Raw genomic sequence first — 19126 nt, forward strand, 5'->3', positions numbered from 1 at the left:
TGGACACAAAAAAAAGGCCAGCTCGTGGAGAGCTGGCCAAGAGTTAGTCGACGCAAGAACCTGAGCTCTTTCTCGACGGGGAGTGTTCAGTTAGATCGCCAGATATTCGGCGCGTAGTTCTTCGTTTTCCAGAACTTCGGAAGCGGATCCGTCAAAGACGATGCCGCCCGTGTCCAGAATGACGGCACGATCCGCCAATTCCAGCGCCCGCACGGCGTTCTGTTCTACGATGACAGTTGTCATACCCTGTTCTTTGATGTGGATGAGGGTCTTTTCGATCTCATCAACGATCACCGGGGCCAAACCTTCGTAGGGTTCATCCAGCAATAGCACTTTGATGTCACGGGCCAATGCGCGGGCAATTGCCAACATCTGTTGTTCACCACCAGAAAGGGTCACGCCCTCTTGCTTGCGGCGTTCACCAAGGCGCGGGAACAATTCATAGAGACGCTCGATTGACCACCCAATGGGCGGTGCAATCTGGGCCAGTTGCAGATTTTCTTCGACTGTCAGACCCGCGATGATGCGGCGATCTTCGGGGACCAGCCCCAAACCGACGGTGGCGGCCTCATAGCTGGACATGTTGTGCAGCGGTTTGTGGTCCAGCCAGATTTCACCGTGCGAGACTTGCGGGTCATCCAGTCGAGCAATGGCGCGCAGGGTTGAGGTCTTGCCTGCACCGTTACGCCCCAACAGGGCGAGAATTTCACCCTCGTGCACATTGAACGAGATGCCCTGCACGATGTAGCTTTCACCGTAATAGGCGTGCATGTCCCAGACCGAGAGAAAGGCCGGGGCCGTGGTGGCCATATTGGCGTTTTTGGAAAAGTCCGGTTTAACGTTCATGGTTCTTCTCCTTTAAGCGCTCTCGCCCAGATACGCTTCGCGTACCTTGGGGTGGCCTTTGATGTTTTCGGGCGTGTCTTCGACAAGGGGGGTGCCCTGGGCCAGAACGGTGATGCGCTCGGACAGTGAGAACACCACATGCATGTCGTGTTCGATGATCGCGATGGTGATGTCGCGTTCGTCCTTGATCTGTTTCAGCAGATCGATGGTGTTGTTGGTATCCGCCCGCGCCATACCGGCGGTGGGTTCATCCAACAGCAACAGACGTGGTTCCTGTGACAGGCACATGCCGATTTCTAGCCGGCGCTTGTCGCCCCGAGACATCGAAGCCGCATTCATGTGCCGTTTGTCGGCCATGTTCATGTCGACCAGCATTGCTTCGGCCTTTTCCAGCACATCCTTTTGGCTGGCGACCGAGGGGATGGCGTTCAATTCGAACGAGCCATCCCGTTTGGCAAAGCAGGGGATCATCATGTTTTCCAGCACCGTCAGATCACCAAAGATCTCTGGCGTTTGGAAAACGCGGGAAATACCCATCTGGTTAATCTCGAACGGTTTGCGCCCCAGTACCGATTGCCCATCGAACATGACCGATCCTGTGTCGGGGATCAGCTTGCCCACCAAACAGTTCAGCAAGGTAGATTTGCCAGCTCCGTTAGGGCCGATGATGGCATGCACGGTGTTTTCGGCCACGCTGAGGTTTACATCCCCCAGCGCTTGGAGACCACCGAACCGTTTGTTGACGCCTTTGACTTCAAGAATTCCCATCTCGCGTCTCCTTATTCTGCAGGTTCGGTTTTGGTGGTGGTGTCATCGCTGCCTTTGTTACGCTTTTTGCGCACCCAAGCTGCGATTTTTTGACCACCTTCGACCAGACCACCGGGCAGGAAGATCACAACCAACATGAACAGGATGCCCAGCGTCAGGTGCCAGCCCTTGCCGATGAAGGGGTGCACGATGAATACCATCGCGTCCTCAAGCCCATCGGGCATAAATGCGAACCACTGGTGCAGGACGTTGTCGTTGATCTTGGAGAAGATGTTCTCAAAGTACTTGATGAATCCTGCGCCGACGACTGGGCCGATTAGGGTACCCGCACCGCCAAGGATGGTCATCAGAACAACTTCGCCACTTGCCGTCCATTGCATGCGCTCGGCACCTGCCAGCGGATCCATCGAGGCCATCAGACCACCGGCCAGACCGGCATACATGCCCGAGATGACAAAGGCAGCCAGAGTGTAGGGACGGGTGTTCAGACCGGTATAGTTCATGCGCTGTTGGTTTGATTTCACCGCCCGCAGCATCATCCCAAAGGGTGAACGGAAGATGCGGATCGCCAGATAGAACGACGCCAGCATAATCAAGGCCGACAGATAGTAGCCTGCGTTGAACTGGAACAACCAAGGCCCAAGGTGCATTTCATAGGTCGAGCGCATCTCCAAGCCAAACAAGCTGGTTACGGGGATAGAGCCGTCTGCCGTTTGGCTAACACCCAGAACACGGGGGTCATTTAGCGTCAGTTGCAGACCGGTTTCACCATTGGTGATTGGCGTCAGTACTGAATAGGCTAGGTTAAACGACATCTGCGCAAAGGCCAGTGTCAGGATCGAAAAATAGATCCCCGAGCGGCGCAAACTGACAAACCCGATCAGCAGGGCAAACAAGCCCGCCATGACAACCGACAGCAGGATGGCCGGGATCACGTTCATGCTGAGCAGTTTGAACATCCAGACTGCCGAATAGGATCCGACACCCAGAAAGGCCGCGTGACCAAAGGACAGGTATCCAGTCAAACCAAACAGAATGTTGAACCCAATGGCAAAGATGCCAAAGATTACAAACCGCTGCATCAGGTCAGGGTAGCCTGCATTGAACTGCGCCATGGCGCTGTCCGCGGGAAACGGGTTGAGGATGAAGGGCGCAAACAGCGCCATGATAGCGACGACCAGCAACATGGTGGTGTCTTTTTTGTCGAGACCGAACATGTCTTATTCCTCCATCACGCCTTTGCGACCCATCAAGCCACGTGGCCGGGTGAGCAGAATGAGAATTGCAACCAGGTAGATGATGATCTGGTCAATACCGGGGATGAGGGATTTAACCTCGTTCATAGAAGCAAAGCTTTCGAGAATACCAAGAAGGAAACCGGCAAGCACAGCACCGGGAAGGGAGCCCATACCTCCGACAACCACAACCACGAAACTCAGGACCAGAAAATCCATGCCCATGTGATAGTTGGGTGAGTTGATCGGGGCGTACATTACACCTGCCAAACCGGCTACTGCTGCGGCGATGCCGAACATGATGGTGAACCGACGGTCGATGTTGATACCCAACAGACCCACGGTTTCGCGGTCTGCCATACCGGCACGGACAACCATGCCAAAGGTGGTGAACTGCAAGAAAGAAAAGACGCCACCGATGATGAGAGCCGCAAAGCCGAAGTACACAAGACGCCAGTAGGGGTAGATGATCGCGTTGGCCTCAAAACCAAGCATGACGCCGAAATCAAAGCTGCCTTTGAACACATCAGGCGCGCCCGTGGGGATTGGGTTTGCGCCATAAAAATACTTTACAACCTCTTGCAAAACAATGGCCAAACCAAAGGTTACGAGGATCTGATCCGCGTGGGGACGCTTGTAGAAGTGCTTAATCAATCCGCGTTCCATGATGTATCCAACGGCAAGCATCACCGGGATCGCAAACAGAATCGCTATCGGAACTGACCAGTCTATTATGGCCGCCCCCGTCTCGGGGCCAAACCAGGACTCAACATATGGCGTTTTCACCTTGAGTGGATTGCCCAGAAAATCTTTCTGGGATTCATCAACAGTCTCAAAGCTGAGGGTCAGGATACGCTGGACAGTGACCGAGCAGAACGCTCCAATCATGAACAAGGCCCCGTGGGCAAAGTTCACCACGCCGAGCGTACCGAAAATGAGTGTCAGGCCGAGCGCGATCAGCGCATAGGCAGAGCCCTTGTCGAGCCCGTTCAAAATTTGCAATAGGATTGCGTCCATGGGTCCCCACCTTAGTTCCGGGTACGTCCACGCACCTTGGCGGAACTGCCGAGGTGACGCTTTGGGAATGCGTAATCGGGGGTACTAAAGACCCCCGACACTGTTTGATTTACGAGCCTGAGTTACAGGTGCCCAACTGGCCACCAGCAAACATCGGGTGATCGGCTGCGTAGGTTACCTGAGCAGCAGGTGTCACTTCGACAACTTCCAACAGATCGAACTCGGAGGTCGGGTTTTCTTTCCCGCGCACAACCAACACGTCTTTGAAGCACTGGTGATCTTCGGCGCGATAAAGCGTCTTGCCGTTGCCCAGACCGTCGAATTCATAGCCTTCCAACGCCTCTACGATACCGCAAGGGTTAAAGGTGCCTGCGCGCTCGGCTGCATCTGCATAGAGCAGTGTCTGGCAATACACTGTATGTGCCGCCTGGCTGGGTGGGAAGCCGTACTTGGTACCAAAGGATTTCACAAACGCTTTGGATGCTTCGTCCTGCAGGGACCAGTGCCAGTTTGTCGAACCGTGGATGCCCTTAACGTTTTCGCCTGCACCCTTGGCCATCAGGCGCGAGTACAGTGGAACAACGATTTCGAACTGCTTACCGTTCACGATTTTCTCACGCAGGCCAAACTGAACCGCGTTGGTCAGCGAGTTCACCATGTTGCCGCCGTAGTGGTTCAGAACCAGAACGTCTGCACCTGAGTTCAGAACCGGTGCGATATAGGACGAGAAGTCAGTCGCGGCCAGAGGCGTGCGCACTTTGTTCACTGTGTTCCAGCCCAGAGCTTCGGTCGCGGCTGCGATCGACTCTTCCTGCGTCCAACCCCATGTGTAGTCGGCCGTCAGGTGATAGGCGTTCCGGTCGGTGCCATAGAGGTTCTTGAGAACCGGCGCCAAAGCTGCGCCTGACATGTATCCGTTAAAGAAGTGACGGAAGCCGTTGGCCTTTTTGTCTTTACCCGTGGTGTCGTTAGAGTGGGTCAGACCCGCCATAAAGATCACGCCAGCTTCTTGGCACAGACCCTGAACAGCAATCGCAACACCCGAAGACGAGCCACCGGTGATCATCACCGCGCCATCTTTTTCGATCATTGATTTTGCTGAAGCGCGTGCGGCGTCAGATTTGGTTTGCGTGTCGCCGGTGACGAATTCAACCTTCTTGCCCAAGATGCCGTTGCCTTGCAACGCTTTGGAGCTGAACGTGTTCATCATGCCGCCGTCGCCACCACCATTCAGGTGTTCAACAGCGAGTTCATAGGCGCGCAGTTCGTCGGCGCCTTCGTCCGCATAGGGACCGGTCTGGGGTACGTTAAAGCCCAGTGTGACAGAGCTGCCTGTGGGTTCGTTTGTGTAAGCGGCTGCTGACGATGCGGTGAAAATTGTTGGTAGCGCGACACCGGCACCGACCATGGTACCAGTTTTCAATACGCCACGGCGTGTGACATTAGAATTAGACATTCAGTCCTCCCATTTCGTGATTGGCGCGTCACGGCTCCTCTTCCGCTCGGCGCAAGCACATCTGTGCAAATCAAGTATGGGTGCGGGTTGTAAAATTAGGCAATAAGCCCATTGAAATGAACAATAATTTTGTAAATAAATACACAATCAGATACTGCTATGTGTAAAGGGGTTTATGTTGCGGTGCAGAAAGCCCTTGAAAAGGCGCAATTATCAACAAGGGGACCAGTATGTCGCGTGACACGCTGACAGGGAGCCGAATTCGAGAGCGGAGGTTGATTGCGGGGCTACGGCAGTCAGATCTCGCGAGAGATGTGGGAATTTCTGCATCCTATCTCAACCTAATCGAGCACAACAGGCGCAGAATCGGCGGGAAACTACTTGTCGATATCGCCGCTGTGCTTGGCGTCGAGCCATCAATGTTGACCGAAGGTGCAGAGGCGGCGTTGATTGCCACGCTTCGCGAAGCCGCGGTTGATGCCGGGGCCGTCGCTGCAGAAGTCAGCCGTGTAGACGAGTTTGCAGGCCGGTTCCCCGGTTGGGCCGAAGTTCTGGCCAAAGAGCACCGCCGTGTCGCTTCGTTAGAGAGAACCGTGGAAACCCTGTCAGATCGCCTGACCCACGATCCGCATTTGGCGGCGTCCTTGCACGAGGTTCTTTCAACCGCGGCCTCGATCCGATCAACCTCCTCCATCCTTGCCGAACCGGGGGAATTGGAGGCCGAGTGGAGGGATCGGTTTCATCGCAACCTTGACCAAGATGCGGAACGGTTGGCCGAAAGTTCCAAGGCGCTGGTGAACTATCTGGATGAAAGTGAAACCAGCGAAGAACGCCGGGGTGTCCCGCTCGAGGAGGTTGAGGCCTTTGTCGCTGCCAATGGGTATCACTTTGAGGCACTGGAAACCGGCGCGCCCGTTCCAGAGGCAATGACACTGGGTCTGACGCAGGGGGCAGCCCGCAAAATTGGCCAGGATCTGCTGTCGCAATATGCGGTGGATGCGAAAGTCATGCCTATCGCGGACATTCAGAAAGCCCTCAGCAAGCACGGGATGGACCCGATTGCCCTGTCACGGGTTTTTCGCACGGATCTGCCGTCGGTGTTTCGGCGGTTGGCGAGCCTGCCACCAGAGATCTTGTCTTACGAAGTGGGATTGGTGGTTTGTGATGCCTCAGGCAGCATCCTGTTTCGGAAGCCGTTGGTCGGGTTTGCTTTGCCGCGACATGGAGAAGCCTGTCCCCTTTGGCCATTGTTTACGGCTTTGAGCCGGCCCTTGGTTCCGATTCGACGCCGCGTGGCGCAATTGGGTAGAACCGCTGCCGAGTTTGACTGCCTTGCGGTGGCTTGGCCGCAAGACATGCCTGAATTTGATCGGGATCCGGTATACCGGTCAATCATGTTAATATTACCAGTTGCGAGCGCAGAAACAGGTCAATCAGACGCGCAACTTGTGGGCAGTAGCTGTCGGATTTGCCCCCGGGACATATGCGGTGCACGTCGAGAGCCTTCAATCCTGAGCGAAGGGTTTTGACAGTTCCATGACACCACGTTTAATCTGATAGAATAAAGGCAGCGGCTTTACGCCGATTGTCTTTCTTGGGGGAGGAAAGGGCAGGAATGAACCGTCGTGTTCTACTGATCGAAGACGAGCCGAACATAACCGAGGCGATCCGTTTCCTGTTAACCCGAGATGGGTGGCAGGTCGTGACGCATGCGGACGGTAGCGATGCGGTCGAGGTGATTTCTAATGAAAACCCGGATTTGGTTATTCTGGACCTGATGCTACCTGGCAAGAGCGGCATGGAAATACTGCGTGAGCTGCGCGAACTTGAAGGCATGGAAAAGCTCCCGGTATTGATGTTAACCGCGCGCGGTCAATCCCGGGATCGTGAAATGGCAGAAAAAGCCGGTGTGAGCAGGTTCATGACCAAGCCATTCTCGAATGCTGAAGTTTTGACTGCCGTGCGTGATTTGCATGCACAGGCCACTCAATTGTGAGCCAGAGCCCCGATCCCGAACCTACGCCGGTGTCACCACCGCCCGTTTTTCTTGAACGTCAGAGTTATCGGCGTCGTCGCTTGATGGATGCCGCAAGATTGCTCCCAATTTTGGGCGCAGCGTTATTTGCTGTGCCCCTGCTGTGGCCCTCGGTTGGGGCACCTGAAAGCGTGCCAACCTCAGTTGCAATTCGATATGTTTTTGGGGTCTGGGCGGGCTTAATTGTGATCAGTGTGCTGTTCGGAATAGCGGCGCGGCGCTGGTCCGGTGGTGATCCGCAAGGAACAGAGCGCAACTGATGGCATCACTAAATGTTCTGATCCTTGTATGCCTTGGGTACGTTGTTTTGCTGTTTGGAGTGGCGTTTGCGGCCGATCGGCTGGCAGCGGCCGGGCGCAGTACCTGGTTGCGATCCCCGCTGATTTATACGCTGTCTCTGTCCATCTATTGCACGGCGTGGACCTTTTACGGGGCTGTTGGGTATGCGGCTCGGTCAGGGTTAGAATTTGTGACGATTTACCTTGGCCCGACGCTGGTTATGATTGGTTGGTGGTGGGGGTTACGTAAACTTGTTCGGATCGGGCGTAGCCAGCGCGTAACGTCAATCGCGGATTTGATTTCTTCACGCTATGGTAAGTCGAACACTCTGGCGATCTGTGTGACAATCTTGGCCGTGATCGGGGTGACACCCTATATCGCGCTGCAATTGCAATCCATTACGCTTTCCTTCTCGATTTTCGCCGAAGCCGATCCTGGCAGTCACTATTACGAGGGGGCCAGCGTTTTCTGGGTGGCTGCGGGGCTTGCGGTTTTCGCCATTCTGTTTGGGACGCGCAACTTGGATGCGAACGAGCGGCATCATGGTGTCGTGACCGCCGTTGCATTGGAAGCCGTGGTAAAGCTGGTTGCCTTGCTTGCTGTTGGCATCTTTGTGGTTTGGGGCGTCGCGGGCGGTGTCGGCCCAACGCTGGACCGGATTGATGCTTCAGAGATTGGTCAATGGCAGGTGGATAGAGGGCGCTGGGCGACCATCACGTTCCTTTCGGCGGCGGCTTTTGTCTGTCTACCGCGCATGTTTCAAGTCATGGTTGTTGAGAATGACGATGAACGGCATCTGCGCACTGCGGCTTGGGCGTTCCCGCTCTATCTGTTGTTGATGAGCCTGTTTGTTGTCCCGATCGCAGTGGTGGGGCTTGATCTGTTGCCCAAAGGCGCGAACCCGGATCTATTCGTACTGACGGTCCCGCTAAGCCAAGGCCAGGACGGGTTGGCAATGCTCTCGTTTCTTGGCGGCTTTTCGTCAGCGACGTCCATGGTGATTGTGGCGGCTATGGCTTTGTCGACCATGGTGTCTAACCATATCGTTATCCCCATTTGGCTGAGTTCCAAGGGGCGCGGTGCGGTGGTTTCCGGGGATGTGCGATCTGTTGTGTTGTATGCGCGCCGGGTTTCAATCGCAGTCATCATGGCGCTTGGCTATTTCTATTACCGTTTGTCTGGTGGCGGGGCGGCTCTGGCGTCGATCGGATTGATTGCATTTGCCGGGATCGCGCAAATCCTGCCTGCGCTTGTTGGCGGTTTGTTTTGGCGCGGGGCAACGCGGATAGGCGCGTTGGCGGGATTAACGGTTGGCTTTGTTTTGTGGGTATATACGTTGCTTTTGCCCGGGATAGGTGGCGAAGTCATGCCGCAATCGGTGCTGGATCATGGGCCGTTTGGCTGGGGATGGCTGCGCCCGCAGGCCCTGTTCGACATTGCTGGATTGGATCCGATGGTCCATGCGGTCATGTGGTCGTTATCCCTGAATATGGCAGCCTTCTGTATCGCCTCTGTGCTGAGTTTTCCACGCCCTCTGGAACGACTGCAAGGGGCCCAATTCGTCAACGTCTTTGAACACTCAGCGGGCCCACGCGGGTGGAGCGGATCTGCGGCGCAGAGCGAAGATCTGATGATTATGTCCCAGCGCATTTTGGGCGCGCGCGAAGCGCAGGAATTTTTCCGTGCGCAGACGGTCGAACAAGGGGGGCGCGGCGGGCTGCCGGAACCGACGCCTGTTTTTCTGGAACGGTTGGAGCGTGAGTTGGGGGGGTCCGTTGGCGCCGCAGCAGCCCATGCTATGATTGGGCAAATCGTCGGGGGATCCTCTGTTTCTGTTGAAGATTTGTTGGCGGTGGCTGATGAATCTGCGCAGCTTTTGGAATATTCAAGCCGACTTGAAGCCAAGTCATCCGAGCTAAGCCAGACCGCGCTTAAGCTCAGAGAAGCCAATACCAAACTGACTCAAATCTCGTTGCAAAAAGATGCCTTTCTCAGTCAGGTGAGCCATGAGTTACGCACGCCGATGACCTCGATCCGGGCGTTTTCAGAGATCCTGCGCGATACCGAGGGGTTAGGGCTCGAAGAGCAGGTTCGGTATTCAACGATTATTCACGATGAGGCGCTGCGACTGACACGACTTTTGGATGATTTGCTGGACTTGAGTGTTTTGGAGAGCGGACAGGTCAATTTGAATAGGGCGCGTGGCGATTTGGGCGATGTTCTGGAACGGTCTGTTTCAACCGCTCTTGCTGGGTGGAGCAATCCGCTGATCGTGAAACGACATTTTTCAAACGAACGTATCGTCTTGTATTCGGATTTGGATCGGTTGGGGCAAGTGTTCATCAACCTGATTGCGAATGCCCAGAAATACTGTGACGCACCAGATCCCGAACTGACCATTACCGTGCATGATGTGTGGGGGCAGGTCATGGTTGATTTTGTCGACAACGGCAGCGGTATCCCAAGCGACGCGCAGTCTATGATTTTTGAGAAATTTGCACGTGTTTCTGCGGAAAAAGCAGGGGGCGCAGGGCTGGGTTTGGCAATTTGTAAAGAGATCATGCAACGTCTCGGAGGCGATGTGAGTTATTTGTCCGGCAAGGAAGGCGCGGCTTTTCGGGTCCGCCTGCCCAAAGAAGAACGGGCCGCGATGTAAATCGAAAAGTGTAAAGGGTTCCGTAACCTCCAGTGCGCTAAACCAGAGTCCAAAACGAGACCAGAAATAAGGTCGCTCAAAAATGGATGCGGACACTCTTTCAATTCTAGCGCGTAAGGTTGCGTTGGCACAGGATGACGGGCAGGACAGTAAACGATCCATCCTTCGGGCGTTGCGTTTGTCACTGGCGCGTGCTGCTGACGATACTTTCGATCTTGCGATGTCCGTTATCGGCGCAACGCAGGCGCGCCGCTCTGCGGAAACGCTTGCTGCAGGTGTGGCCGAAGATCGATTATATCTGCTGCTGTTGGGCCCTGAGGATCGCATGGGCGCAGCCTGTGTTGACCGGGCTTGCCTGACTGCGATTATTCAACAGCAAACCATGGGACAGGTCTTTGAAGGTGCGCCAAGTGAGCGTGCCTTTACCGGTACCGATGCTGCGATGGTTGCTCCGCTCATTGATACTATACTCCCGCGTGCTGCTGATCAGTGCGAAACGCTGACAGACCGACGGTGCCTGACCGGTTATGAGTTTTGCTCGCGGGTCGAAGATTCGCGCACACTGCTATTGGCGATGGAAGCGGATGACTATCGAACGTTTGATCTGACCATTGAAATCGCAGGTGGTAAGGCGCAGGGACAGATTACGTTGATATTGCCTGATATCCCCGATCTTGTTGAGGATATGGAAGAGAGCGATGGCGCAGAGGCCGGCTTGCGACTGGATCAGTCATTCGGTGTGATGCGTGCCGATCTGCAGGCAGTCATCTCACGGGTTCGTTTGCCCTTATCTGCCTTTGCGGACATGAAGCCAGGGGATGTGTTGCCATTGATCGGGAACAAACTGGACCGCACTGAAATTTTGACGATTGATGGCAAACAGATTGCATTGGCGCGATTGGGGCAATGCCGCGGTGTGCGTGCTGTGCGATTGAACGAGACCAAGGAGTCAGATGTGGTTGTTGAACCCTATGATGCGGGGTTCCAGGCACATGGCGCAGCAAGTGAGAAAGACGCACTTTCCACTCAAGGGGTAGATAATCTGACCCATCCAGATGTTATAGACCATACGGATTTTGTGACGGCGCCTGATAGTGAGGCAGTACCGCAGCCTGCCTCGGTAGGGCAGGAACAACCTCTGTTTGATATGAATTCTGACCTTGCCGCCGTGGAAATTTCGCAGTTGGCGGGGCTGGGTGAAGAGGAAGACGCATTTCCTCAGATGTCACCATCTTCCTAAGCGTTGGAAAATGAGCGGTTTGCAGCGGCGCAGGTTAGAAGATTAATCCGCGCCGTCTGCGCCTATTTAACTGAATTGCAGAGTTCAGCCAACGTTGGGCGCAACCCTTCAAGCTGATAACCAGCGGCGCTTGTTTGGGACAAAATGGCGTCAGGATCGGACACTTCGCATTGACCAAGCGCCCAAATGACCGAACAGCGTGTTCCCGATGCGCAATAGGCAAGAACCGGGCCTGCGTCACACTCTGACAGCGCGCGCTGCCGAGACACATTGTCCGGTGTCATTGTCTGGTGGGTCAGCTCCAGAACTTCGAATTCCAGGCCTGCTGCACGGACAGCTTCAGCGATGACATCTGCCTGGTGACTGGGCGGGACTTCCGAATTCGGACGGTTGCAAATAACTTTGCAAAAGCCTGCGTCGACGATGGCGGGCACGTCTTCAACCGAGATTTGCGGCGAGACAGCGTAGCGGGAGGTGATGGGTCGAATATCCATGGAGTTTCCTTACGCTGTGCCTGCCAGCCTGTCCAGTTTTACACCGAGTTGAGGTGCTGCGCCCATACCGACAATCATAGCGACCAGAAAAACGATACCTGAGGTCCCACCATAGCTTAGAGAGGCTATTGCCGGTCCCGGACACAGGCCCGCCAACCCCCATCCTATGCCAAACAAAATTGACCCGACAATCAGGCGGTGATCCAGTTCAGGGCGGGGTAGCGACGGGAAATCCCCTCCGGCCAGAGGTTTGCGATTGGGGGTCAAGCGCCATGCGATGAACATTGGAATGATGGCCCCGCCCATAACAAAGGCCAGTGTGGGGTCCCAATTGCCGAACACATCCAGCCACCCTTGGACTTTGGTGGTGTCTGTCATGCCCGAGACGAACAGGCCCGCCCCAAAGAAGGCACCGGCAAGCAATGCAATAAAAATACGCATCAAATGACCCCCAAGATGTGACGGAACAAAACGAGCGTGATGCCCCCTGCGAGAATATAGAAAACAGTCGCCACGATCCCTCGCAACGAGAGACGCGAAATACCACAAACCCCGTGACCAGAGGTACACCCATTCGCGATGCGCGTCCCTGTTCCGACCAACAAACCCGCTGCAGTCACAACGGCCAGATTAGGGGTAATGTGTGTGCTGATTTCAACAGCATACAACGGCATGAGCAGCAGTGGCGTCAAAATAACGGCCAGGACAAAGACGATACGCTCCACCATCGTGGACCGCCCCGTACCATCAACCAGCCCACCTAGAATGCCGCTGGCCCCCATGATGCGCCCGTTGCCCAACAGGTAAATGGCCCCGCCAGTCCCGATCAGCGCGCCGCCGACCAGGCCCCAGATCCAATCTGATTCCATGTGTGTATTCCTTTGTGTTCGCGCGATTTATCTTGAGCGTTAGATTTTGTTGATCGGGATCTTCAAAAAAACGTCCCCATCAGCATCTGGTTCTGGCATTTGCCCCGCGCGCATATTGACTTGCAAAGAAGGCAGGATCAGCCGCGGCATGGCCAAGGTCGCATCGCGCGCATCGCGCATTTCCACGAAGTCTTCGATAGGGCGCCCCTTACCGATGTGCACGTTTAGGGCTTTTTGTTCCCCAACTGTGGTTTCCCAAGCAAATTCGTCGCGTCCCGGTGCCTTGTAGTCATGACCAACAAAAATCCGTGTCTCGTCGGGTAGTGCCAGGATGCTTTGGATTGATTGGAAAAGCATTTCCGATGAGCCACCCGGGAAATCGCATCGCGCGGTGCCAAAGTCGGGCATGAAAAGCGTATCGCCGACAAATGCTGCATCGCCGATGACGTAGGTCATACAGGCAGGCGTGTGCCCCGGGGTATGCATGACATCACCACGCAACTGTCCGATGTGAAAGCTGTCACCCTGTTCAAACAGCGCATCAAATTGGCTGCCATCCCGTTGGAATTCAGTGCCTTCGTTGAAGACCTTTCCAAAGGTGTCCTGAACCATGGTGATGTTGGAACCGATCCCAATCTTTCCTCCAAGAGCCTCTTGTAAGTAGGGGGCCGCAGAAAGGTGGTCAGCGTGAACATGGCTTTCGAGGATCCAATCAACCGCCAAGTCGTTGTCTTTGACAAACTGAATGATTTTGTCGGCCGAGGTCGTATCGGTACGTCCTGACGCGTGATCAAAATCCAAAACGCTGTCGATTATGGCGCAGGCGCTGCCTTTTGGGTCTCGCACCAGATAGGACACCGTAAAGGTGGCCTCGTCGAAGAAGGCTTTTACAAAGGGTGTCATGTGTTTCTCCGATTGGTCATGTGAACATCATATAGTGAATTCAGAATGTGATGCAATGGTTTTGACCTGCATCCCGTTTTTAACCGCGCAGACATTGATACGGGTCAAGGCATTTATCATAGAAATGTGACACCGTTTTTACCAAAGAGATCGCCATGTGCCAACAAAAGCGGCGATTTCCTGAGAATCGCGGCTCTTTCTCAAAAGGTGCAGGGATTCTTCTTACGGTTGTTACCTGTTTTTGGCAGGCTCTTAGGATAGGGGAGGAATGAGGAATATGATGACACTAAAGGACTTGCTGAAAGAAGCTGAGCAACTCGAACAGAAATTGGACGGTGCTGACCTAGACCTACGATTGCAGTTGCAACCTAGGTTGAGCTTGGTTGTTGATCGGCTCAGAGCAGAAGGCGCAGAGATCCCGCAGCATTTGCGTCATCTGGATTCGGTATTAGCCGAAGAAGCTGTCGAAGCGCGGTTTGACAATATGCCGGTCTAAAATGTTGGTTATCCCAGCGAAATGCCGAGGATGACCATCATGAGACCAAGAATCGAAAGAAAGAGCGACCCAAGGTTCCAAGGCAACACAGCCTGAACCGCAGCGCGTAATTCGTCGTCCGTAAGACCAGCCTTACGGGCGGCGTTGACGCGGAAGATACACCAGATCAATCCAACAAGACCGGCAAGAGACAGGGCTGCACCGCCCCAGATGATGAGATCAAACATAATGGTCCACCGGTTCTAATTACATGGCTGTCGCGTTACCGGATCAAGGGATGCTGCGCAAGCGGAGCCTTGCAGGTTTCACGATCCGTGTAATGGATGCTTGCGGCAGAGGCTGGGCCGATGTATCCCGCAGGTCGCCTCATTTAGCATACTGACGGAGTACAGAGATGGAAGAGTCCCAGGCCGATGCCAATTACCGCGTAACAGCTGGTGAACTGCGCCAGTTCATAGAGCGGATCGAGCGGCTGGATGCTGAAAAGAAGGACCTTGCCGAACAGCAAAAAGAAGTCATGGCCGAGGCCAAGGCGCGCGGATATGACACCAAGGTCATCCGCAAGGTTATTGCTCTGCGCAAGCGTGACAAAGATGATATCGCCGAAGAAGAAGCGGTTCTGGAAATGTACAAAGAAGCGCTTGGAATGTAATTCCGTGCAGGCGGGTCACACGGTCCGTATGTTTTCACACTGAGATGGGCAGCTCTTTTCGGGCTGCCTTTTGCGTTATCGTGTGCCGATATCGGTTCGGGCCACAGAGACAGCTTTGATCACTGCAAACACGTGTGCCCCCGGTTTCAAGCGCATCTTTTCCGCGGATCGTCGAGTGATGCGGGCCAACAGATGGTCAGACCCGGATCGCATTTGAATGACGACACCCGGTCCCGAACCTGGCTGCACTGTGGTCACTTCGGCAGGGAGAATGTTGAGAGCAGACAGATCGCGGGGCAGGGACCCTGCGACGATGATATCTTGTGCCAGAATACGAACACGGGTTTTGGCGCCAACGGGGCGATCCATCTTGGGCAGGAACAATGTACCGCCCGAAACCGTGAGCTCGGTCAGGCCATCTGCGTGATGCGCGGTAATGGCTGCTGAGAGCACGGAACCGGCTTGCCGCAGTCCAAGCTGGCGAACAGTGGTTGGGTCGGACAGAACTTGTTCCGCAGGACCGGATCGAAGGACAGATCCCTTGTCGAGAAGCACAACAGAGGTCGCAAGCCGGGCGACTTCGGCGACGGAATGGCTGACATACAGGATCGGGATTTCGGTCTGATCGCGCAAACGCTCCAGATAGGGCAGGATCTCTTCTTTGCGCGGCTCATCAAGAGCCGCCAATGGTTCATCCATCAGCAGCATTCTAGGACGTGAAAGCAAAGCTCGTCCAATCGCAACCCGCTGTTTTTCCCCACCGGATAAACCGCCCGGAGCGCGTTGGAGCAGTGAACTGATGCCAAGTAATTCAGACACAGATTCAAGGCTTGGCCCTGGTTCATCCTGTGGGGCAAAGCGCTGCCCATAAAGCAGGTTCTTCTCAACATTGAGATGAGGGAAGAGTCTGCCATCTTGAAACACGTACCCGAGGCGCCGTTTGTGCGGCGGCAGGTTGATGCGAAGGGAGGTATCAAAAATCGGTTCACCGGCCAGAATAATTCTGCCCGCATCGGGCTTGAGCAGACCGGAAACTGCATTGATCACGGTCGTCTTTCCAGAGCCAGACGGGCCGAACAGAGCGGTTATCCCTGGCGGCACTTCAAAGCTGACCGACAGTGAAAAATCGGGCATTTGGTGGGTTATTTCTAGAGAAAGACTCATCTGCCAGATATCCGTCGCGCGGCACGTCTAGCCAGAATTTCGGATACCACCAGCGCGCTCATCGCGATGGCAACGGACAGGATGACCAGCCTGAGGGCGGCCGTTTCTCCGCCGGGAACCTGCAGGAAGGTATAGATTGCGGAGGGCAGTGTTTGGGTCTGACCGGGAATGTTGGACACAAAAGTGATGGTTGCTCCGAATTCTCCCATCGCTTTTGCAAACCCGAGCACAACGCCTGCGATCAAGCCGGGCAAGATCAATGGCAGGGTGATCGTTGCAAAGACCCAAAGACGCGATGCTCCAAGGGTTCCAGCGGCTTCTTCCAACTTTGGATCCACTGCTTCGATGGCCAGTCGGATTGCCCGAACCGTTAGGGGGAACGCCATAATCGCAGCGGCCAAAACCGCGCCAGTCCAGCGAAATGCCAACACCAGGCCAAAGGTTTCCTCCAGCCAACTGCCAATTGCACCGCGTCGCCCAAAGGTGAGCAACAGCAAATAGCCAGTAACAACCGGGGGTAAAATCAGTGGGAGGTGCACCAGCCCATTTAGCAGTTGATGGCCGCGAAATTGCCACCGGGCCAACGCATAAGCGACAAAAACAGCTAAGGGCAGGCTTAGAACTACGGCCCAGATCGAAACCTTGAGTGAGAGAAGAACGGCTTGCCATTCTTCTGGGCCGAACCCGTCCATCATTGTTCATCCCCGACCGTAATGAAACCGTGGGCTTGAAAGACGGCTGTGCTGTCTGGGCCTTGTAGATATTGCAGAAAAGCGCGGCCTGCGTCTGTGGCTTGATCAGAGATCAATGCAGCAGGGTAGAGTATCGGAGGATGGCTGCTTTTCGTAAAGAGATACAGTACTTTAACTTGGTCATCAGCGCGGTGATCTGTGTCATATACGATCCCCAGTGGGGCCTCTCCAATCGCGACAAGACGCAAAGCGGCGCGCACGTTGTCGGTTTGTGCGATCTGGGTTTTAATCGAATCCCACATCCCCAGAGATTGCAGAGCGGCCTTTGCGTAAATGCCAGCGGGGACTGCATCCACCAAGGCCAGAGCCAGCCGTTCAGTGCCTAGCTTTGTTTTCAGGTCGGTTGTGATATCAAAGGGCTCGGGCGCAGTGACTGAACCAACCAGCGCCAACCGATTGCGCAATAAATCAACACGGCTTCCCTCTTCGATCAGGCCGTTTTTCTCCAGCGTGTCCATCCAAGCCGTATTGGCCGAAATGAACAATTCCGCAGGGGCACCATATTGGATTTGTCGCGCTAATGCAGAGCTTCCGGCATAAGAGATGTGAATGCTGTGCGTGCTCTGTTCTTGGTATTGGAGCGCTATCTCATCAAGGGCGGTCTTAAGGCTGGCTGCCGCAAAAACGACGACAGGCTGTTGTGCGAGAGCGCTCTGACCACCAAAGAGGATAGCACAGGAGAAGATTTGAAAGAGCTTTAAGAGTTTTCGAAACTTCAACGCGACCCTCCTTGCACATCGGTAGCACAAGATAGGCCAGACCGGCGGGGGTGAGTTTTATACGCGTGCCGCCGTTCCAATTCAGGGCTCGATAAATTGGACGCCTGGGATACGCTGAATGGCAAAAACATCTTCGTCATAGAGTTCCGTCAGCTGGTCGACCAGCTCTTCGGTCCACCCCGGCAGGTCCAGCTCTTCTTCGACGGCGTCTTCAATGGCATATTTGTCAAGAAAGGCCGCAATGACGCGCCGCTTCTGCATCTCTGTCATCTCGGGGTATTGATGTAGGTAGGCGCGAAACCTTTTCATGCCTTCTTTGGACATGATCTCGGACAGCAATGAAAAACCACCGGTGAATTTGGTGCCATGATCCAGACCAGCGAGATCGCGAATGATCTGCGCCCAAATCAAGGGCGTATCCTCGTTACACCAAATGGTTAGCGGCACATCCGGAGCGGCATCGCGAATACGCTGGACCATATCCGACCAACGCAAAGAGAGGAAATCGATCTCATCTAACACCTGTTGTTGCCGCTTTGGTGCCGTTTTTGCCAGAACCGCCGGAACAAAGGTCGCGGGGTTGCGGATCGACATAAAGATTTCGACCTGATCGTATTCGAACACTTGCTTGAGTTGGGCGACCCGAGGACCGGCAAGCGGATAAAATACACCATCTCGAATGGCAGACCATTGCGTGCCAAAAAAATGCTGATGGGTCATCAGGATCCGATCTGCGACCTCTTCATCCAAGATGGCGTCCAGCAGAACGTCACGTGCATCTGATGACGGGGGCGAAGCTTCAAGCGCGCTAAAGGTGTCCTTAAGCAATGGCCTGTACTTGCCGGGACCAGGCACGGCGATGCCCCGTTGCGCAAAGCCTTCTTTGTTTGTCAGCAGGACCTTGAGCAGCCGGTCCTCGTCAGTCGCATGTGCGCCAGTGTGGAAAATCAGCTGCATGGCGGTTTGAATTGCCTTTGTAATCAAGTTTCTGTTCTACGGAGTACAGTTTTGCCAACCGCCCGTCAAACGGCTTCCGGGTCGCACATAAACTTCTGTGCAGTGAGGCAGGGTCTGTTGCTCATCGGGCATTGTTGCACAAATACGTTGAGCGGTGGATTTCCCCATCCGAGGCCGAATTTCCTCAGTGTCCAGTACTATGGACCCACCAAAGGTAATGTTGCAGTTGATTGACTGTTTGCTGACTTGGGTTTTCCCTGCTGGCCAGTGATAGTGAAGGTTGAAAGGCGCTGGCTGTGATCGGACGGCTGATTTGCCTGCGGCTTTTCAGGGTTTTGTAAGCACATTTGGTTGGTGACTTGGTGAGTCAACGAACCGGTGGTGGCAGAGCTTTTAGAGTTTCGAAACACCTATTTCAACTAAGGCGTTCGACGTTTTCATAGTTGGCGTCAAGACATCACCTTTAGTCGGGATCAATGTGGAGGCGCTGTTTTTTCGAATATCACAGCGCCTACCGAAAATATTAAACCTGCTGCATACAAGCCGATACCGAGGTCAGTTCACACATTTAAGCTGGCCGCTATTGAT

The 19126-nt window shown here is 54.6% G+C and carries 20 protein-coding genes; 6 read left to right on the forward strand and 14 right to left on the reverse strand.

From position 1 onward, the window contains the following. Nucleotides 1-90 precede the first annotated feature (90 nt). The 5 genes from ABWV33_RS19210 to ABWV33_RS19230 form a co-directional block, all read right to left on the reverse strand. Nucleotides 91-846, reverse strand: coding sequence for an ABC transporter ATP-binding protein (locus tag ABWV33_RS19210; RefSeq protein ID WP_113822644.1), 756 nt, complete (start codon nucleotides 844-846; stop codon nucleotides 91-93). A 12-nt stretch (nucleotides 847-858) separates the two neighbouring features. After that, entirely contained in the window at nucleotides 859-1614 is a 756-nt protein-coding gene (locus ABWV33_RS19215) for an ABC transporter ATP-binding protein (protein ID WP_164622204.1), read from the reverse strand. Between the two features lie 11 nt (nucleotides 1615-1625). Further along, nucleotides 1626-2831: a branched-chain amino acid ABC transporter permease gene (locus tag ABWV33_RS19220; RefSeq protein WP_121999347.1), complete on the reverse strand. Its 1206-nt coding sequence runs from the start codon at nucleotides 2829-2831 to the stop codon at nucleotides 1626-1628. A gap of 3 nt (nucleotides 2832-2834) precedes the next feature. After that, nucleotides 2835-3866: a branched-chain amino acid ABC transporter permease gene (locus ABWV33_RS19225; protein ID WP_121999348.1), complete on the reverse strand. Its 1032-nt coding sequence runs from the start codon at nucleotides 3864-3866 to the stop codon at nucleotides 2835-2837. Nucleotides 3867-3975: 109 nt separating this feature from the next. Then, nucleotides 3976-5322, reverse strand: coding sequence for a substrate-binding protein (locus tag ABWV33_RS19230; RefSeq protein WP_121999349.1), 1347 nt, complete (start codon nucleotides 5320-5322; stop codon nucleotides 3976-3978). A gap of 230 nt (nucleotides 5323-5552) precedes the next feature. On the opposite strand from ABWV33_RS19230, the gene ABWV33_RS19235 reads away from it, so the two are divergent. The 4 genes from ABWV33_RS19235 (at nucleotide 5553) to ABWV33_RS19250 (ending at nucleotide 11532) form a co-directional block, all read left to right on the forward strand. Continuing rightward, nucleotides 5553-6851, forward strand: a complete 1299-nt coding sequence (locus ABWV33_RS19235; RefSeq protein WP_353333072.1) for a helix-turn-helix domain-containing protein — start codon at nucleotides 5553-5555, stop codon at nucleotides 6849-6851. An 86-nt stretch (nucleotides 6852-6937) separates the two neighbouring features. Then, on the forward strand, nucleotides 6938-7318 hold the full coding sequence (locus tag ABWV33_RS19240) for a response regulator transcription factor (RefSeq protein ID WP_113822650.1): 381 nt from the start codon (nucleotides 6938-6940) through the stop codon (nucleotides 7316-7318). Between the two features lie 298 nt (nucleotides 7319-7616). Further along, nucleotides 7617-10292 (forward strand): ATP-binding protein, encoded by a 2676-nt coding sequence (locus tag ABWV33_RS19245; protein ID WP_353333074.1) that lies wholly within the window; start codon nucleotides 7617-7619, stop codon nucleotides 10290-10292. An 82-nt stretch (nucleotides 10293-10374) separates the two neighbouring features. Then, nucleotides 10375-11532: a FliM/FliN family flagellar motor C-terminal domain-containing protein gene (locus ABWV33_RS19250; RefSeq protein ID WP_353333076.1), complete on the forward strand. Its 1158-nt coding sequence runs from the start codon at nucleotides 10375-10377 to the stop codon at nucleotides 11530-11532. Between the two features lie 62 nt (nucleotides 11533-11594). On the opposite strand, the gene ABWV33_RS19255 is transcribed toward ABWV33_RS19250, so the two are convergent. Genes ABWV33_RS19255 through ABWV33_RS19270 form a run of 4 tightly spaced genes read right to left on the reverse strand, consistent with a single transcriptional unit; the run spans nucleotide 11595 to nucleotide 13798 of the window. After that, on the reverse strand, nucleotides 11595-12026 hold the full coding sequence (locus ABWV33_RS19255; RefSeq protein WP_113822654.1) for a protein tyrosine phosphatase family protein: 432 nt from the start codon (nucleotides 12024-12026) through the stop codon (nucleotides 11595-11597). A gap of 9 nt (nucleotides 12027-12035) precedes the next feature. Beyond that, complete coding sequence (locus ABWV33_RS19260; RefSeq protein ID WP_353333078.1) at nucleotides 12036-12467, reverse strand: DUF6691 family protein; 432 nt, start codon at nucleotides 12465-12467, stop codon at nucleotides 12036-12038. Continuing rightward, on the reverse strand, nucleotides 12467-12895 hold the full coding sequence (locus ABWV33_RS19265) for a YeeE/YedE family protein (RefSeq protein ID WP_353333080.1): 429 nt from the start codon (nucleotides 12893-12895) through the stop codon (nucleotides 12467-12469). The genes ABWV33_RS19260 and ABWV33_RS19265 overlap by 1 nt, the downstream gene beginning before the upstream one ends. Before the next feature lie 39 nt (nucleotides 12896-12934). Then, nucleotides 12935-13798: an MBL fold metallo-hydrolase gene (locus ABWV33_RS19270; protein WP_353333082.1), complete on the reverse strand. Its 864-nt coding sequence runs from the start codon at nucleotides 13796-13798 to the stop codon at nucleotides 12935-12937. A gap of 280 nt (nucleotides 13799-14078) precedes the next feature. On the opposite strand from ABWV33_RS19270, the gene ABWV33_RS19275 reads away from it, so the two are divergent. Further along, nucleotides 14079-14294, forward strand: a complete 216-nt coding sequence (locus tag ABWV33_RS19275; protein ID WP_113822676.1) for a hypothetical protein — start codon at nucleotides 14079-14081, stop codon at nucleotides 14292-14294. Between the two features lie 8 nt (nucleotides 14295-14302). On the opposite strand, the gene ABWV33_RS19280 is transcribed toward ABWV33_RS19275, so the two are convergent. After that, nucleotides 14303-14521, reverse strand: coding sequence for a hypothetical protein (locus ABWV33_RS19280; RefSeq protein ID WP_113822658.1), 219 nt, complete (start codon nucleotides 14519-14521; stop codon nucleotides 14303-14305). Nucleotides 14522-14688: 167 nt separating this feature from the next. On the opposite strand from ABWV33_RS19280, the gene ABWV33_RS19285 reads away from it, so the two are divergent. Continuing rightward, entirely contained in the window at nucleotides 14689-14946 is a 258-nt protein-coding gene (locus ABWV33_RS19285) for a DUF2312 domain-containing protein (RefSeq protein ID WP_113822659.1), read from the forward strand. Between the two features lie 75 nt (nucleotides 14947-15021). On the opposite strand, the gene modC is transcribed toward ABWV33_RS19285, so the two are convergent. The 4 genes from modC to ABWV33_RS19305 all read right to left on the reverse strand — a co-directional run bounded on the left by modC (nucleotide 15022) and on the right by ABWV33_RS19305 (nucleotide 18565). Next, nucleotides 15022-16110: a molybdenum ABC transporter ATP-binding protein gene (gene modC / locus ABWV33_RS19290; protein ID WP_353333085.1), complete on the reverse strand. Its 1089-nt coding sequence runs from the start codon at nucleotides 16108-16110 to the stop codon at nucleotides 15022-15024. Next, on the reverse strand, nucleotides 16107-16802 hold the full coding sequence (gene modB / locus ABWV33_RS19295) for a molybdate ABC transporter permease subunit (protein WP_353333098.1): 696 nt from the start codon (nucleotides 16800-16802) through the stop codon (nucleotides 16107-16109). Before modB ends, modC begins: the two co-directional genes overlap by 4 nt. Continuing rightward, complete coding sequence (modA, locus tag ABWV33_RS19300; protein ID WP_353333087.1) at nucleotides 16802-17581, reverse strand: molybdate ABC transporter substrate-binding protein; 780 nt, start codon at nucleotides 17579-17581, stop codon at nucleotides 16802-16804. Before modA ends, modB begins: the two co-directional genes overlap by 1 nt. A gap of 81 nt (nucleotides 17582-17662) precedes the next feature. Further along, nucleotides 17663-18565 (reverse strand): hypothetical protein, encoded by a 903-nt coding sequence (locus ABWV33_RS19305; protein WP_353333089.1) that lies wholly within the window; start codon nucleotides 18563-18565, stop codon nucleotides 17663-17665. Between the last annotated feature and the right edge of the window lie 561 nt (nucleotides 18566-19126).

It is taken from the genome of Phaeobacter sp. NW0010-22, from assembly GCF_040365955.1.
Taxonomy (GTDB): domain Bacteria; phylum Pseudomonadota; class Alphaproteobacteria; order Rhodobacterales; family Rhodobacteraceae; genus OMPR01.

Excerpts from the sequence above, each read along its gene's own strand:
- ABWV33_RS19210 (WP_113822644.1), bottom strand. The coding sequence starts at position 846 with ATGAACGTTAAACCGGACTTTTCCAAAAACGCCAATATGGCCACCACG.
- ABWV33_RS19215 (WP_164622204.1), bottom strand. The coding sequence starts at position 1,614 with ATGGGAATTCTTGAAGTCAAAGGCGTCAACAAACGGTTCGGTGGTCTC.
- ABWV33_RS19220 (WP_121999347.1), bottom strand. The coding sequence starts at position 2,831 with ATGTTCGGTCTCGACAAAAAAGACACCACCATGTTGCTGGTCGTCGCT.
- ABWV33_RS19225 (WP_121999348.1), bottom strand. The coding sequence starts at position 3,866 with ATGGACGCAATCCTATTGCAAATTTTGAACGGGCTCGACAAGGGCTCT.
- ABWV33_RS19230 (WP_121999349.1), bottom strand. The coding sequence starts at position 5,322 with ATGTCTAATTCTAATGTCACACGCCGTGGCGTATTGAAAACTGGTACC.
- ABWV33_RS19235 (WP_353333072.1), top strand. The coding sequence starts at position 5,553 with ATGTCGCGTGACACGCTGACAGGGAGCCGAATTCGAGAGCGGAGGTTG.
- ABWV33_RS19240 (WP_113822650.1), top strand. The coding sequence starts at position 6,938 with ATGAACCGTCGTGTTCTACTGATCGAAGACGAGCCGAACATAACCGAG.
- ABWV33_RS19245 (WP_353333074.1), top strand. The coding sequence starts at position 7,617 with ATGGCATCACTAAATGTTCTGATCCTTGTATGCCTTGGGTACGTTGTT.
- ABWV33_RS19250 (WP_353333076.1), top strand. The coding sequence starts at position 10,375 with ATGGATGCGGACACTCTTTCAATTCTAGCGCGTAAGGTTGCGTTGGCA.
- ABWV33_RS19255 (WP_113822654.1), bottom strand. The coding sequence starts at position 12,026 with ATGGATATTCGACCCATCACCTCCCGCTACGCTGTCTCGCCGCAAATC.
- ABWV33_RS19260 (WP_353333078.1), bottom strand. The coding sequence starts at position 12,467 with ATGCGTATTTTTATTGCATTGCTTGCCGGTGCCTTCTTTGGGGCGGGC.
- ABWV33_RS19265 (WP_353333080.1), bottom strand. The coding sequence starts at position 12,895 with ATGGAATCAGATTGGATCTGGGGCCTGGTCGGCGGCGCGCTGATCGGG.
- ABWV33_RS19270 (WP_353333082.1), bottom strand. The coding sequence starts at position 13,798 with ATGACACCCTTTGTAAAAGCCTTCTTCGACGAGGCCACCTTTACGGTG.
- ABWV33_RS19275 (WP_113822676.1), top strand. The coding sequence starts at position 14,079 with ATGACACTAAAGGACTTGCTGAAAGAAGCTGAGCAACTCGAACAGAAA.
- ABWV33_RS19280 (WP_113822658.1), bottom strand. The coding sequence starts at position 14,521 with ATGTTTGATCTCATCATCTGGGGCGGTGCAGCCCTGTCTCTTGCCGGT.
- ABWV33_RS19285 (WP_113822659.1), top strand. The coding sequence starts at position 14,689 with ATGGAAGAGTCCCAGGCCGATGCCAATTACCGCGTAACAGCTGGTGAA.
- modC (WP_353333085.1), bottom strand. The coding sequence starts at position 16,110 with ATGAGTCTTTCTCTAGAAATAACCCACCAAATGCCCGATTTTTCACTG.
- modB (WP_353333098.1), bottom strand. The coding sequence starts at position 16,802 with ATGGACGGGTTCGGCCCAGAAGAATGGCAAGCCGTTCTTCTCTCACTC.